General features: G+C 72.1%; 12 protein-coding genes. 8 read left to right on the forward strand and 4 right to left on the reverse strand.

The genetic code is table 11. The features are described 5' to 3' along the window. Positions 1 to 58: 58 nt before the first annotated feature. Entirely contained in the window at positions 59 to 1609 is a 1551-nt protein-coding gene (gene metG / locus ACM9LD_RS10030; protein ID WP_415676525.1) for a methionine--tRNA ligase, read from the reverse strand. A 160-nt stretch (positions 1610 to 1769) separates the two neighbouring features. On the opposite strand from metG, the gene ACM9LD_RS10035 reads away from it, so the two are divergent. Continuing rightward, positions 1770 to 3062, forward strand: a complete 1293-nt coding sequence (locus tag ACM9LD_RS10035) for a DUF998 domain-containing protein (protein ID WP_415676526.1) — start codon at positions 1770 to 1772, stop codon at positions 3060 to 3062. Here ACM9LD_RS10035 and ACM9LD_RS10040 read toward each other — a convergent pair. Beyond that, positions 3019 to 3291, reverse strand: a complete 273-nt coding sequence (locus tag ACM9LD_RS10040) for a hypothetical protein (protein WP_068524278.1) — start codon at positions 3289 to 3291, stop codon at positions 3019 to 3021. The genes ACM9LD_RS10035 and ACM9LD_RS10040 overlap by 44 nt on opposite strands. 157 nt (positions 3292 to 3448) lie before the next feature. Between ACM9LD_RS10040 and ACM9LD_RS10045 the strand changes: the two genes are divergently transcribed. Further along, positions 3449 to 4567: an aminodeoxychorismate synthase component I gene (locus ACM9LD_RS10045; RefSeq protein ID WP_415676527.1), complete on the forward strand. Its 1119-nt coding sequence runs from the start codon at positions 3449 to 3451 to the stop codon at positions 4565 to 4567. 35 nt (positions 4568 to 4602) lie between these two features. Further along, complete coding sequence (locus ACM9LD_RS10050) at positions 4603 to 5073, forward strand: hypothetical protein (RefSeq protein ID WP_415676528.1); 471 nt, start codon at positions 4603 to 4605, stop codon at positions 5071 to 5073. Here the strand turns inward: ACM9LD_RS10050 and rsmI are convergent. Beyond that, on the reverse strand, positions 5046 to 5888 hold the full coding sequence (gene rsmI / locus ACM9LD_RS10055) for a 16S rRNA (cytidine(1402)-2'-O)-methyltransferase (RefSeq protein WP_415676529.1): 843 nt from the start codon (positions 5886 to 5888) through the stop codon (positions 5046 to 5048). The genes ACM9LD_RS10050 and rsmI overlap by 28 nt on opposite strands. Before the next feature lie 15 nt (positions 5889 to 5903). Here rsmI and ACM9LD_RS10060 point away from each other — a divergent pair, with 15 nt between their 5' ends. Then, entirely contained in the window at positions 5904 to 7505 is a 1602-nt protein-coding gene (locus tag ACM9LD_RS10060) for a dolichyl-phosphate-mannose--protein mannosyltransferase (RefSeq protein WP_415676530.1), read from the forward strand. 185 nt (positions 7506 to 7690) lie between these two features. Here ACM9LD_RS10060 and ACM9LD_RS10065 read toward each other — a convergent pair whose 3' ends face one another. Next, the gene (locus tag ACM9LD_RS10065) at positions 7691 to 8893 is read right to left on the reverse strand and encodes an MFS transporter (RefSeq protein ID WP_415676531.1); all 1203 of its coding nucleotides are present in this window, start codon (positions 8891 to 8893) and stop codon (positions 7691 to 7693) included. A 92-nt stretch (positions 8894 to 8985) separates the two neighbouring features. On the opposite strand from ACM9LD_RS10065, the gene ACM9LD_RS10070 reads away from it, so the two are divergent. The 4 genes from ACM9LD_RS10070 to kdpC are packed head-to-tail and all read left to right on the forward strand — an operon-like array spanning position 8986 to position 13446. Beyond that, positions 8986 to 9075, forward strand: a complete 90-nt coding sequence (locus tag ACM9LD_RS10070; protein WP_074850389.1) for a potassium-transporting ATPase subunit F — start codon at positions 8986 to 8988, stop codon at positions 9073 to 9075. Further along, entirely contained in the window at positions 9075 to 10733 is a 1659-nt protein-coding gene (gene kdpA / locus ACM9LD_RS10075) for a potassium-transporting ATPase subunit KdpA (RefSeq protein ID WP_415676532.1), read from the forward strand. Before ACM9LD_RS10070 ends, kdpA begins: the two co-directional genes overlap by 1 nt. Beyond that, the gene (kdpB, locus tag ACM9LD_RS10080; protein ID WP_415676533.1) at positions 10730 to 12853 is read left to right on the forward strand and encodes a potassium-transporting ATPase subunit KdpB; all 2124 of its coding nucleotides are present in this window, start codon (positions 10730 to 10732) and stop codon (positions 12851 to 12853) included. The genes kdpA and kdpB overlap by 4 nt, the downstream gene beginning before the upstream one ends. 11 nt (positions 12854 to 12864) lie before the next feature. After that, on the forward strand, positions 12865 to 13446 hold the full coding sequence (gene kdpC / locus ACM9LD_RS10085; RefSeq protein ID WP_415676534.1) for a potassium-transporting ATPase subunit KdpC: 582 nt from the start codon (positions 12865 to 12867) through the stop codon (positions 13444 to 13446). The last annotated feature ends 20 nt before the right edge of the window (positions 13447 to 13466 follow it).

The following is a 13466-nucleotide window of genomic DNA, read 5'->3' on the forward strand; positions in this document are numbered from 1 at the left end:
GGCGGTAGCCCCGCCGCCGGGCGCGGGACACCCGCGTCCGGCCGGGGTGCCGCGGAGGCTAGTCGGACTCGGGCTCGACGTACCGCGGGAAGACGCCCTGCGGCTTGGGCAGCGCGGTGCCGGGCACCAGGCGGGTGCCGACGGCCTCGAACATGCGCTGGTCCTTGGGCTGCTCCAGCAGGGTGAGCAGCTCCTCCGCGGACTCCGGCATCACCGGCTGCAGCAGCAGCGCGACCTGGCGGACGACCTCGGCGGTCGTGTAGAGCACCGTGCCCATGCGCTCGGGATCGCTCGCCTTGAGCTTCCACGGCTCCTGGGCCGAGAAGTACCGGTTGGTCTCGGCGAGGACCTCCCAGATCGCCTCCAGGTAGAGGTGCAGGGCCTGGTCGCCGACGTGCCGGCGGACCGTCGCCAGCAGGCCGTCCGCCCGGGCGAGGAGGGCCTCGTCGTCCTGCGTGAACGGGCCCGGCGTGGGGACCGTACCCGCGCAGTTCTTGTTGATCATCGACAGCGAGCGCTGCGCGAGGTTGCCGAGCTCGTTCGCGAGGTCGGCGTTGATCCGTCCCACGATCGCCTCGTGGCTGTAACTGCCGTCCTGGCCGAAGCTGACCTCGCGGAGCAGGAAGAAGCGCAGCGCGTCGAGGCCGTACTCGGCGATGAGGGCGTGCGGATCGACGACGTTGCCGACCGACTTGCTCATCTTCTCACCCTTGTTGAACAGGAAGCCGTGGGCGAAGACCCGCTCGGGCAGCTCGATCCCGGCGCTCATGAGGAACGCCGGCCAGTAGACGGCGTGGAACCGGATGATGTCCTTGCCGATGATCTGCAGTTTCGGCGGCCAGAAGCGCTGGAACTGCGCCGACTCCGTGGCGGGGTAGCCGGCGCCGGTGAGGTAGTTGGTCAGCGCGTCCACCCAGACGTACATCACGTGGTCCGGGTCGCCGGGGACGGGCACGCCCCAGTCGAAGGTGTCGCGGCTGATCGAGAGGTCCCGGAGTCCGCCCTTGATGAAGCTGACGATCTCGTTGCGCCGCGTCGCGGGCTCGAGGTAGCCGCCCTCGCGGTCGAGCAGGGCGAGCAGCCGGTCCTGGTAGGCGGACAGCTTGAAGAAGTACGACGCCTCCTCGGTCCACTCGACCTCGGTGCCGGTGTCGGTGGAGACGCGGGTGCCGTCCTCGGTGACGGTGGTCTCGTCCTCGGCGTAGTAGGCCTCGTCGCGCACGGAGTACCAACCCGAGTACTTGCCCAGGTAGATGTCGCCCGCGTCGACCATCTTCTGCCAGATGGCCTTCGACGCCTCGTAGTGGTCGGCGTCGGTGGTGCGGATGAACCGGTCGAAGGTCGAGCCGACGGCGCGCTGCAGCGCTTCGAACGCGGCGGCGTTGCGGTCGGCGAGGGCCTTGGTCTCGATGCCCTCCTTGGCGGCGGTCTGCTGCATCTTCAGGCCGTGCTCGTCCGTGCCGGTGAGGAAGAAGACCTCGTGACCGTCGAGTCGCTGGAACCGCGCGATCACGTCGGTGGCGATGTACTCGTAGGCGTGCCCGATGTGGGGCACGCCGTTCGGGTAGGCGATCGCCGTGGTGATGTAGAAAGCCTTGTCTGCAGCCATGGTGCGCCCAGCTTATCGGTGCACCGCAAGCGTGTTCCGGGCGGAATCGCCGACCGCGGGGTGCTGCGCCGGCGATCTCCTCCTTCCGGGTGATTCCGTCCGGCACCGCGGAGGGGGCACCATCCGGAAGGAACCTCAAGCGCACGCAACGGAATCGGACATGACACTCAGCTTCCTCTACGGACTCCTCTTCCTCGCCTCCTGGCGGATCCTCCGGCTCGCACCTCCGGCGCGGCGACCACGCCCGCGGTGGCCGGCGGCTCTCGTCGTCGTCGCCGTAGCCGGGTCGGCGGCCCAACTCCTGCTTCCCGGCCTCGAACGGGCCTGGGAACGCTCGGCCTCCGCGATCGACGGTGGCGAACTGTGGCGGATCGGGACGTCGTTCCTCATCCAGGGCGGCGGCGCCTGGGGCATGGGCTTCAACCTCGTCACCCTCGTGGTCACCGCGCTCCTCGCGGCCCGCGTCTTCGGCGGCGGTACCGGCGTCCCGGACCGAGCGGGCGGCGCGGCCGCGCTGCCCGCCGTCCTCGGGCCGGTGGTCTGGGTCGCCGGCGGCGTGCTCGGCAACCTGCTGGCGCTCGCGGTCGGTTTCCCCGATGGCGCGGGCAGCTCGCTGGCAACGATGACGCTCGCGGTCACGGCGGCGGTCGCGGCAGCGCCGCTGTCCGCGCGGACCGGCCGCGTCGCGATCGGCGTCCTCGCCGCGGTGGCGCTCGCGCTGTTGGCACTGCACGACGAGCACGCGATCGCCGCCGTGCTCGGTGCGGTCCTGGGGCTGGGGCTGCGCTGGGGCGGTGCGCCGGACCGGATCGTCGCGGGCGCGGCCTGCTGGGCGGGCGCGGCGGTCTTCTTCGTCGGGCAGGGGATCGCGATGGCGGGCGTGAAGAACGGCTACGGCCCGGTGCGGCACATGGTCAGCGACCTCGGGATGGTCGGCTGCGACCCGGCCGACGTGGGCGGTTACCACACGGAGGTGTGCTCGCCCTGGCACCTCGCGATGAACCTCGGCTTCGCCGGAACCGGCGTGGCGCTCCTCGCCGGCACCGTCCTCCTGCGGCCGCTGCTGCCGCCCGGCCGGCTCGCGGCCACGGGCGCGGCGCTCCTCGGCGTGGGCGGGCTGGGCAAGATCGGGGCCGGGCTGACCCCGGGCGACCTCTACCCCACTGCGCACATGGCGGTCGCGGTGTTCAGCGGCCCCGCACCGACGGTCGGCGTGCTCCTGCTCGGGCTGTCGCTCCGCGCGACGCACCGGACGGCGGGCCGCGCCGCGGTGCTGTGCGGCACCGTCGGGATCGCGGGCTTCGCGGCGACGTCGGTGGCGATGACCGCCGGCTGGGCCGGGCTGGCGGAGCGGAGCGCGATGTACCCGGTGATCGCGTGGGTGATCGGCGCCGGGGTCACGCTGCTCGTCAGCCGGCGAGGACGGACGCCGGCACCGCGTCCAGCGCGATGACGGCGCCGGACTCGTCAAGGCGGAAGCGGGCGATGTCCCGGCCGTAGCGCACATAGACCACGTCGTAGTCCACGCCGATGACCTCGGTGTCGACGGTCGGCAGCGCAGTGGCGGTACCCGCGTACTCGCCCTCCGCGTAGAACCGGACCTGGCTGCGCTCGCCGTGGGCGACGTGCACCCAGGCCAGTCGCCCGCCGAGGTCCGTGCCGCCGTCGATCACCGGGTTCATCGCTCCTCCTCCGTGGTTCGGGTGGCGGGCGGATCGGGTGGGTGGGAGAGATCCGCCGGCCGAGACCCACTCTTCCGGCCCGCGCCCTCCGCGCACATCCGGTGAAACCCCCATTCCTCCCCGAGATCGTCCGGCGGCGCCGTGACAGGATGGCGCGGTGCAACCGGTCGACATGCTGCGGGCGCTCCGCGAACGCGGCCACCGGCCCGCCGCGCTGCTCGGCGCGTGGGGCGGGTTTCGCGCCGTGATCGCACCGTCGCCGACACTCGTTCCGGGCGCCGCGCCCGTCGGTGCGCCGTGGCTCGGCATCGTCGGCTATCCGGACCCGACCGAGGAGCCCCGCCTCGTCCCGGAGGTCGTCGGCGGCGAACCCGGCCCACTGCTGCTCCTCGATCACGACGGCCACTGGGCCTGCACGGATCCGACGTTCCCGATCCCCGACACCGCGCCCGCCGCGCGGCCGTGGAGCGCCACCTGGACCGCGCCCGACCGGGCCGACCACCGCGCCGCCGTCCTCGCCTGCCAGGAGGCGATCCGCGCGGGCGACGTGTACCAGGTGAACGTGTGCACCCGGTTCGGCGGCGCGCTCACCGGCGACCCGCTGGACCTGTTCGCCGACATCGCCGCCGCCACCCGCCCCGCCAAGGCCGCCTACCTCGAGGGCGACTGGGGCGCGGTCGCCTCCTTCTCCCCCGAGACCTTCCTCACCGAGCGCGACGGCATGCTCACCTCGCGGCCCATCAAGGGCACGCTGCCGCTGACCCGGCCACCGGAGGATCTGCGCGCGAGCGTCAAGGACGTCGCGGAGAACGTGATGATCGTCGACCTGGTGCGCAACGACCTCAGCCGCGTCGCCGCGACCGGCACCGTCCGCACGCCGGAACTCCTCCGCGTCGAGCCCGCGCCCGGCGTCTGGCACCTGGTCTCGACGGTGACCGCACGCCAGCGGCCCGGCACCACCCGCGCTCAGCTGCTCGACGCGACCTTCCCGCCCGCGTCGGTCACGGGCACCCCGAAGCTCTCCGCCCGCAGCCGCATCACCGCGTGGGAGCGGCACACGCGCGGCAGCTACTGCGGCGCGATCGGGATCGACCACCCGCTGACGGGCCTGGACCTGAGCGTCGCGATCCGCACCGTCGAGGCGCGCGACGGTGCGCTGCGGCTCGGCGTGGGCGGCGGCATCACCATCGACTCCCAGCCCGACGCCGAGTGGCGCGAGTGCCTCGACAAGGCGGCGTCGATCGTCGGCCATCGCGGATCTCCCCCGCACGGGTGACGACGCCCCGCGTCGCGGCCCGCGACACTGGCCGCATGGTCGACCTCCGCGCCCCCGCCGTGCGCCGCTTCCTGCTGCTCCTGGCGGCGGCCTTCGCCGCCGGGCTCTGCTTCGGCGGCTACCTCTACACGCAGCGCGACCCGGTCGTCGCCGGCTTCGTCCCGTGGACCGCGGCGTGGCCGCAGCACGCGGCGGTCGCGGTGGTCGGGGTGGTGCTGGCAGCGGTGCTGGTGACGCGGCGCTGGCAGCCGCGCCGCCCGGCGCTGACGCCGCCGCGGATCCTGGCGGCGCTGCCCCTGCTGGGACTGCTGGTGTTCGCGGCCTTCCGCGCCGGGGTGCAGGTGCTGGCCGGGCTGGATCCGAACTTCACGGTGAACGCGTGGGGCGGCCCCACCTACCTGGGCGCGATGGCGTGCCACTACCTCGATCTCGCGGTCGGCGCGACGGTGGTGGTGTGGGCGCTGCGGTCGATCCTGACTCAGCGGGCGGCGAGCGCCGCCTCGTAGAGCTCCCGCTTCGAGGCGCCGGTCTCCGCGGCGACGGCGGCGCAGGCGTCCTTGAGCCGCTCCCCCGCGTCGACCCGGCGCAGCACGGCGGCGATGTGATCCTCCGGGTTCGCTGAGACCGGGTCGGCTCCGGCGACCACGACGGTGATCTCGCCGCGCACCCCGTCGGCGGCCCAGGCGGCGAGCTCGCCCAGCGTGCCCCGGCGGACCTCCTCGTAGGTCTTGGTGAGCTCGCGACACACCGCGGCGCGACGGTCGGTTCCGAGAACCTCGACGGCGTCGGCGAGGGTCTCGGCGAGGCGGTGCGGCGACTCGAAGAACACGGCCGCCCGCCGCTCGGAAACGAGCTCCGTGAGCCAGGACCGGCGGGCACCGGACTTGCGCGGGGCGAAGCCGTCGAACAGGAACCGCTCGACGGGCAGCCCGGACAGGGCCAGCGCGGTCGTGACGGCGGACGGCCCGGGCAGGCACGTGACCCGGTGACCGGCCTCGACGACCGCCGCGACCAGGCGGTATCCGGGGTCGGAGACCGACGGCATGCCCGCGTCCGTGACGAGAAGGACCGTGTCTCCGGCGTCGAGCGCGGCGAGCAGCTGCGGGATGCGACCGGCCTCGTTGTGGTCGTAGAAGCTGAGGATCCGGCCGCGCGGTTCGACGTCCAGCGAGGCGGCCAGGGAGCGGGCCCGGCGGGTGTCCTCGGCGGCGATGACGTCGGCATCGCCGAGCGCGGAGACCAGCCGCGCCGTGGCGTCACCCGGGTTGCCCATCGGCACCCCGGCGACGATCAGTGCCCCGCGCGCGTCCTCTGCTCCCACAGGACACACCCTACGATGGGTCGCGTGACAGCTGTGGCGATGCCCGAGGGGCGTAGCGAGGACCGCGAGATGGTGAGCCCGGGCCCGCGGCTCCCGCCCGCCGTGTTCGGCGCCACCGACCGCGCCTTCGGCTGGACCGTGACGCTGGTGCTGACCGCCGTCGCGGCGGCCACGCGGTTCTTCAACCTGGGCTACCCGAGCAACACGGGCTTCATCGGCAGCACGCCGGTGCAGACCCCGGTCTTCGACGAGAAGCACTACGCGCCGCAGGGCTGGCAGGTGCTCTCGGGCGGGCAGTGGATCGAGGACAACCCCGGATTCGGGCTGGTCGTGCACCCGCCCGTGGGCAAGTGGATGATCGCGATCGGCGAGTGGCTGTTCGGCTACAGTCCGCTGGGCTGGCGGTTCATGTCGGCGGTGTGCGGCACGCTGCTCGTCTTCCTGGTGATCCGCGCGGCGCGGCGGCTGTCGCGGTCCACGCTGATCGGCGGCCTCGCCGGGCTGTTCCTCATCTGCGACGGCCTGACGATGGTCTCCTCGCGCGTCGCGCTGCTCGACATCTTCCTCGTGTTCTTCGGCTTCGCCGCCTTCTCGATGATCCTCGTGGACCGCGACCAGATGCGGGAGCGCCTGCACCGCGCGGCACTCGAGGGCCGGATCACCGATTCGCTGTACGGGCCGCGGCTGGGCTTCCGCTGGTGGCGCTTCTCCGCCGCGATCATGGTGGGCCTGGCGTGCGGCGTGAAGTGGTCGGGGGCGTACTTCCTCATCGGCGTCCTGGTGCTCTCGCTGGCCTTCGACGTGGCGAACCGGCGCCAGTACGGCGTGCTGCGGCCGTGGCGCGGGGTGCTGCTGCGCGACCTGGTCCCATCGGGCATGTCACTCGGGGTGGTCCCGGTGCTGGTGTACCTCGGGACCTTCTGGCCGTGGTTCTCCTCGGAGACCTCGGTCTACCGGTACGCGGTGGGCAACCAGATCGGCGAGGGCGGCCCGTTCGGGTGGGTCCCCGCGGCGCTGCGGTCCCTGTTCTTCTACGAGACCACGATCCTCGACTTCCACGACGGGCTGACCAACTCGGCCGGCAACCACCACCCGTGGGAATCGAAACCGTGGACCTGGCCGATGGGCCTGCGGCCGATGCTCTACCACTACACGGCGGACCAGTCCGGGGGCATGTGCGGCGACGGGCCGTGCGTCCGCGCGGTGATGGCGGTCGGCACGCCGGCGCTGACGTGGATCGCCGTGCCCGTGGTGCTGTGGGCACTGTGGAAGATGGTCGTCAAGCGGGACTGGGCCTACGCCGCGCCCGTGACCATGTACTTCGCGACCTACCTGCCGTGGTTCCTCAACCTCGACCGGCAGATGTACTACTTCTACGCGCTCACCCTGATGCCCTTCCTGTGCATCATGATCGCGCTGATCTGTCGCGAGGTGCTGGGGCTCGACGGTCGCGCCCGGTACTTCGGCTTCGAGCGGCTGCAGCTCGGCCGCTGGCTGGTGGTGCTCTACGCGACGATCGTGGTGCTGAACTTCGCCTGGCTGTGGCCGATCCTCACCGCCACGCCGATCCCCATGTGGTGGTGGCGCCTCGAGCTCTGGTTGCCGAGCTGGCAGTAGGCCCGGAGGGCGGGGGCGGCGGCCCGGCAGGCACGGGCGGAGGTCCACGTCCACGCTGCGACGGGACTCCGAATTCTGTCCGGTTCGGACACCGTGTCCGAACCGGACAGAATCCGAGAGTCGTCGATGCGGTGCACGTCGCCGACCGCACGATCAGGAAACGGCGCTCCTCTGGGCAGCCGCACTCAGACCGTCGCGGCGACGCGGGTCTCCCGGGCCAGCATCCACGCGAACGCGGCGACCACGCACAGCGCGGCAGTGACGGCGAAGGCCCAGGTGAAGCCGAGGTACTGGGCGATGGCGCCGGCGAGCAGCGGGCCGGAGATGGTGCCCGCATCCTGTGCCATCTGATACGCCGAGAGCGCGCCGCCGCTGCGGCCCTTGCCCTGCAGCACGTCGGCGAGGGAGGCCTGCATGGTCGGGGCGACGAGGCCCGTCCCGATCCCGGCGACCACGGTGACGAGGAACGCGACCAGCACCGAGTCGGTGAAGCCCAGCGCTACCGTGCCCGCGGCGATGACGAGCATGCCGGTCACGATGAACGGCCGGCGGCCGTAGCGGTCGGAGGCGCGGCCCGCGGGGAACATGGCGAGCACGTCGCCGGCGGCGTAGGCGGCCAGCGCGTAGCCGGCGATCGCGGCGGGCTGGTCCAGCACGGCGGCGAAGAACAGCGGCAGCAGCGAGACCCGCATCGAGTACACCCAGCCGAACACCACCGCGGTGAACAAGGCGGCCCGATAGGCGGAGTCGGCGAGGGCCTCGCGCACCGTCGTGCCCGGTTCGGAGGAGGCCTCCTCCCGGCCCGCGAGGGTGCTGCCGCGCAGCGCGATGCCCACGACGAGCGTCGCGACGACGAGCGCGATGGCGTAGACGACGAACGGCACCCGCAGGCCGAAGCCGACGAGCGCGCCGCCCAGCAGCGGGCCGCAGATGCCGCCGAGCACGAAGCTCGACGAGTACACGCCGCTGACCCTGCCGCGGATCGCGGCGGGCGCGATGCGGATCATCAGGCCCATCGCCGAGACGGTGAACATCACCGAGCCGACGCCGCCCAGCCCGCGGAAGAGCATGAGCTGCCAGTAGCTCTGCGCGAAGGCGACGGCGAGCGTCGAGGCGGCGACGATCAGGAGCCCCGTCATGTAGATCCAGCGTTCGCCGAAGGCCTTCACCAGCGGGCCGGTGGCGGGTGCGAAGGCGAGCCGCATGATCGCGAAGGCGCTCACGACCGCGGAGGCGGCGCCGATGCCCACGTCGAAGGTGCGGGCGAAGGCGGGCAGCGCGGGCGCCACGACGCCGTAGCCGAGGGCGATCACGAAGCTCGCCGCGACGAGGACCCAGACCTCCGGCGGTACCCGCTGCGGCGCGGGCGCGGAAGCTGCTGAGTTCACCGAAACATCATCCGCTAAGAACGCGTCAAGACCCGCATCGGGGGCGTTAACGCGGCCTTGATCCGGCCCCGAACGGTGGTCGAGTGGAGCGCATGGACATCTCCAACGCGCTGGCCCTGGCGGCCACGATCCTCACCCTGGCGTACCTGCTGTACGCCCTGCTGCGCCCGGAGCGCTTCTGATGAGCGGCACCCTCTCCGGCCTGCTGACGATCGGCACCCTGGTCGCGGCGCTCGCCATCGCGTACCGCCCGCTCGGCGACTACCTGGCGCACGTGGTCACCACGCCCAAGCACTGGCGCGTCGAGCGCGTCGTCTACCGCCTCGTGGGCGCCGACCCCGAGGCCGAGCAGGGCTACCGGGTCTACGCGCTGGCGGCGCTCGCGTTCAGCGCCGTCAGCATCGTCGGGCTCACGATCCTGCTCCTCGTGCAGGGCTGGCTGCCCGGCGTCGAGCCGAAGCAGTGGCGCTTCGACGAGGCCCTCAACACCGCGATCTCCTTCGTCACCAACACCAACTGGCAGTGGTACTCGGGCGAGAGCGCCATGAACCTCATCGCGCAGGCGATCGGCCTCGCGGTGCAGAACTTCGTCTCCGCGGCCGTCGGCATCGCCGTGGCCGTCGCGCTGATCCGCGGCTTCGTCCGCTCCCGCACCGACCGGCTCGGCAACTTCTGGGTGGACCTCACCCGCATCACGCTGCGCGTGCTGCTGCCGATCGCTGTGATCGGCGCCGTCATCCTCATGGCGCAGGGCGTCGTGCAGACGCTGTGGCAGCGGCACGAGATCGTCGGGCTCGACGGGCAGAAGCAGGTGCTCACCGGCGGCCTCGTCGCGAGCCAGGAGGTCATCAAGCTCCTCGGCACCAACGGCGGCGGCTACTTCAACGCCAACTCCGCGCACGCCTTCGAGAACCCGACGGCCGCGACCAACCTGTTCCAGATCTTCCTCATCCTGCTCATCCCCGTGGCGCTGCCCCGCATGCTGGGCAACCTCGTCGGCAACCACCGGCAGGGCTACGCGATCCTCGGCTCGATGACGGTGATCTTCGCCGTCTCCACGGCGATCTCCATCGGCGCGCAGCTGGGCAACCAGGGCACGGCCGGCCAGGCCGCGGGCGCCGCCCTCGAGGGCCAGGAGCTGCGGATCGGCCAGTGGGGCACCGGCCTGTTCGCCACCGCCACCACCAGCACGTCGACGGGGGCCGTCAACGCCGCGCACGACAGCCTCACCCCCGGCGCCGGCGGCGCCGCGCTGGTGAACATGCTGCTCGGTGAGATCAGCCCCGGCGGCGTGGGATCCGGCCTCTACGGCATGCTCGTCATCGCCGTCCTCACCGTCTTCCTCTGCGGTCTCATGGTGGGCCGCACCCCCGAGTACCTGGGCAAGAAGATCGGCCGCACCGAGATCACCCTCGCCGCGCTGTACATCCTGGTGATGCCCGCGCTGGTGCTGGTCGGCACCGCCGCCACCGTGGTCCAGGAGCAGGGCGTCGCCGCCATGACCAACGACGGTGCGCACGGCCTCTCCGAGGTCCTCTACGCCTACGCCTCGGCCGCGAACAACAACGGCAGCGCCTTCGCGGGCCTCGCCGTCGACACCCCGTGGTTCAACTACACCCTCGGCGCCGCGATGCTCCTCGGCCGCTTCGCGCCCATGGTCGCGATCCTCGCCCTGGCGGGCGCGCTCGCCAAGCAGCACCCCGTGCCCGCCACCGCGGGCACCATCCCCACCCACCGCCCGCTGTTCGTGGGCCTCACCGTGGGCGTCGTGGTCCTGGTGGCCGGATTGACCTTCGTCCCCGCCCTCGCGCTCGCACCGATCTCGGAGGTCACCCAGTGACGAACACGCTGACCGACACCACCCCGTCGGACCCGAAGGCCGTCACCCAGGCACCGAAGCGGCGCTCCGCGTTCTCGCTCGCCGAGCTCAAGTCGGCGCTGCCCCGCGCGGCCGCGAAGCTGGACCCGCGCACGCAGATCCGGCAGCCCGTCGTCTTCGTGGTGTGGATCGCCTCGGTGTACACCACCGCGCTGGCGATCGTGAACCCGTCGGTGTTCGCGTGGTCCGTGGCCGTCTTCCTCTGGGCGACGGTGCTCTTCGCGAACCTCGCCGAGGCCGTCGCCGAGGGCCGCGGCCGCGCGCAGGCCGATTCGCTGCGCAAGGCCAAGACGGAGACCATCGCGCGGCGCAGGACCGCGTCGGGCGAGGAGCAGGTCCCCGGCTCGCAGCTGCACGTCGGCGACCTCGTGATCGTCGAGGCCGGCGAGGTCATCCCCGGCGACGGCGACGTCGTCGAGGGCATGGCGACCGTCGACGAGTCGGCGATCACCGGCGAGTCCGCCCCCGTCGTGCGCGAGTCCGGCGGCGACCGCTGCGCCGTCACCGGCGGCACCCGGGTGCTGTCCGACCGCATCGTCGTCGAGATCAAGACCGAGCCGGGCAAGAGCTTCATCGACCGGATGATCGGCCTCGTCGAGGGCGCCAACCGGCAGAAGACGCCGAACGAGATCGCCCTGAACATCCTGCTCACGGTGCTCACGATCATCTTCCTGCTGGCGGTCGCGACGCTGCAGCCGATGGCGATCTACTCGGGCGGCGCGGTCGACGTGGTGGTGCTCGTGGCGCTGCTCGTCTGCCTCATCCCCACGACGATCGGCGCGCTGCTCTCCGCGATCGGCATCGCCGGCATGGACCGGCTGGTGCAGCGCAACGTGATCGCCAAGTCGGGCCGCGCGGTGGAGGCCGCGGGCGACGTCTCGACGCTGCTGCTCGACAAGACCGGCACCATCACCTACGGCAACCGCCGGGCCACGTCGTTCCACCCCGTCGCGGGGGTCGACGAGCACACGCTCGCCGGGCACGCGCTGCTCGCCTCGCTGGCCGACGAGACGCCCGAGGGGCGCTCCATCGTCGACCTGGCGACGGAGCGCGGCCACGAGGTCCCGACGGTGCGCCTCGGCACCGTCGTGCCGTTCACGGCGCAGACCCGCATGTCGGGCGTCGACCTGCCCGACGGCACCCGCATCCGCAAGGGCGCCTCGGCGGCCGTGCTGGCGTGGGTCGCCGCGGAGCACCGGGTCGACGGGCCCGGCGAGACCCTGGGCGAGGCCGTCAGCGAGGCGCTCGGCGCCGTCGACGTGCGGCTGGCCGTCGATGAGATCTCGGCCTCCGGCGGCACCCCGCTGGTCGTCGCCTACGCCGAGCCCGGCGCGGCGCCGACCCTGCAGGGCGTCGTGCACCTCAAGGACGTGGTCAAGGCGGGCATGCGGGAGCGCTTCGCGCAGCTGCGCGCGATGGGCATCCGCACCGTCATGATCACCGGCGACAACCCGCTCACCGCGAAGGCCATCGCCGAGGAGGCGGGTGTCGACGATTACCTCGCCGAGGCCACCCCCGAGGACAAGCTGGCGCTCATCAAGCAGCAGCAGGAGGGCGGCCGCCTCGTCGCGATGACCGGCGACGGCACCAACGATGCGCCGGCGCTCGCGCAGGCCGACGTGGGCGTCGCGATGAACACGGGCACCTCCGCCGCGAAGGAGGCCGGGAACATGATCGACCTGGACTCCGACCCGACGAAGCTCATCGACATCGTGGAGATCGGCAAGCAGCTGCTCATCACCCGCGGTGCGCTGACCACGTTCTCGATCGCCAACGACATCGCGAAGTACTTCGCGATCATCCCGGCGATGTTCGTGCCCCTGGCGCCCGGCCTCGACGTGCTCAACGTGATGCGGCTGCACAGCCCGCAGTCGGCGATCCTCTCGGCGGTGATCTTCAACGCGCTCATCATCGTCGCGCTGATTCCGCTGGCGATGCGGGGCGTGAAGTACACCGCCAAGTCGGCCGACAAGCTGCTGGCGCGCAACCTCACCATCTACGGCCTCGGCGGCATCGTCGTCCCCTTCCTCGGCATCAAGCTGATCGACCTCGTCGTGCAGCTCCTGCCCGGCCTCTCCTGAAAGGCTCTGACATGTTGAGTTCCACACCGCGCCAGCTCCTCGCCGGCCTGCGCATGCTGATCGTCATGACCGTCGTCCTCGGGGCGCTGTTCCCGCTGGCGATCTGGGGCGTCGGGCAGGTCGCGTTCAGCGCGAAGGCGAACGGCTCGCAGATCGAGCAGAACGGGACCGTCGTCGGGTCCGAGCTGCTGGCCCAGAAGTTCGACGGTCCGCAGTGGTTCCACCCGCGCCCGTCCGCCGGCGAGTACGACACCCTCGCCTCCGGCGGCACCAACCTCGGGCCGAACAGCGAGAAGCTGGTCGCGCTCATCGCGGAGCGCCGCGCGAAGGTCGCCGCGGAGGACGGCGTGGCACCGTCGGACGTGCCGACCGACGCCGTGACGGCGAGCTTCTCCGGGCTCGATCCGCACATCTCCCCCGCGTACGCGCGGCAGCAGGTGGCGCGCGTCGCGAAGGCCCGCGGTCTGGCGGCGGAGCGGGTGACCGCGCTGGTCTCCGCGCACACCGAGGGGCGTCAGCTCGGCTACCTGGGCGAGGAGCGGGTTAACGTGGTGAATCTGAACGCCGCGCTCACCGACATCGCCGCGAAGTAGCCCGGTCGGAGAAGGAGGGG

Source organism: Tsukamurella hominis (assembly GCF_965137015.1).
Classification (GTDB): Bacteria; Actinomycetota; Actinomycetes; order Mycobacteriales; family Mycobacteriaceae; genus Tsukamurella; species Tsukamurella hominis.

Coding starts and splice junctions, on each gene's coding strand:
- ACM9LD_RS10050 (WP_415676528.1), top strand. CDS start 4,603: ATGGTCGACCTCCGCGCCCCCGCCGTGCGCCGCTTCCTGCTGCTCCTG.
- metG (WP_415676525.1), bottom strand. CDS start 1,609: ATGGCTGCAGACAAGGCTTTCTACATCACCACGGCGATCGCCTACCCG.
- ACM9LD_RS10035 (WP_415676526.1), top strand. CDS start 1,770: ATGACACTCAGCTTCCTCTACGGACTCCTCTTCCTCGCCTCCTGGCGG.
- ACM9LD_RS10060 (WP_415676530.1), top strand. CDS start 5,904: ATGGGTCGCGTGACAGCTGTGGCGATGCCCGAGGGGCGTAGCGAGGAC.
- kdpC (WP_415676534.1), top strand. CDS start 12,865: ATGTTGAGTTCCACACCGCGCCAGCTCCTCGCCGGCCTGCGCATGCTG.
- kdpA (WP_415676532.1), top strand. CDS start 9,075: ATGAGCGGCACCCTCTCCGGCCTGCTGACGATCGGCACCCTGGTCGCG.
- ACM9LD_RS10070 (WP_074850389.1), top strand. CDS start 8,986: ATGGACATCTCCAACGCGCTGGCCCTGGCGGCCACGATCCTCACCCTG.
- ACM9LD_RS10040 (WP_068524278.1), bottom strand. CDS start 3,291: ATGAACCCGGTGATCGACGGCGGCACGGACCTCGGCGGGCGACTGGCC.